The organism is Oleiphilus sp. HI0086 (genome assembly GCF_001635225.1).
Genome location: NZ_LWFZ01001341.1, coordinates 1 through 766 on the forward strand (window position 1 = coordinate 1; position 766 = coordinate 766).

Consider the following 766-nt stretch of genomic DNA (forward strand, 5'->3'; position numbering starts at 1 on the left):
CTAAGGCAAAGATGGTGCAGGACCTAAAGCACGATCAGCCCGAGAAGGTGGTATCACTACGTACTGTATACCTGTCACCTCAAGGACAGCGCCTAGACCATAAGAAAGCTGTGGAACTGGCTGAATATGACGGATTGATTTGCGTCTGTGGTCGATATGAGGGAGTTGACGAGCGCTTAATCGAAGCTGAAATTGATGAAGAAATATCAATTGGTGATTTCGTATTGAGTGGTGGTGAGCTTGCTTCAATGGTATTGCTGGATACCATTTCCAGGTTAATACCTGGGGTATTGGGGCATAGTGAGTCGGCAACCGAGGATTCGTTTGCTAGTGGTTTGTTGGATTGTCCTCACTATACTCGTCCAGAAGTTTTTATGGGTAAGCCGATTCCTGATGTTTTGATGTCGGGTAATCATGAAAAAATTCGCCGCTGGCGCCTTAAACAATCCTTGGGGCGAACATGGCAGCGACGTCCAGAGTTGCTGGACAAAATAGAATTAGATAGCGAGCAGCAGACTCTGTTGCAAGAATTTATTAGAGAAGTGAATCGGTAGGCCTGAGGCTTTAGGTTTATCATTTTTAGGAGTGTAAAATGAGCAGCAAGAATAACATTATCAGCGCCTTAGAAGCTGAGCAAATGACGGCAGAGATTCCAGAATTCGGCCCTGGTGATACAGTCGTTGTTCAAGTAAAAGTTAAAGAAGGTAACCGTGAGCGTCTACAGGCCTATGAAGGTGTTGTTATCGCTAAGCGCAACCGTGGTCTT

At 45.4% G+C, this 766-nt stretch carries 2 protein-coding genes; both read left to right on the forward strand.

What is annotated here, in order from left to right; all coding sequences use genetic code 11:
* On the forward strand, positions 1-554 hold a 554-nt coding region (trmD, locus tag A3756_RS23160), incomplete at its 5' end, for a tRNA (guanosine(37)-N1)-methyltransferase TrmD (protein WP_068554780.1).
* 38 nt (positions 555-592) lie between these two features.
* On the forward strand, positions 593-766 hold a 174-nt coding region (locus A3756_RS23165), incomplete at its 3' end, for a 50S ribosomal protein L19 (protein ID WP_156490716.1).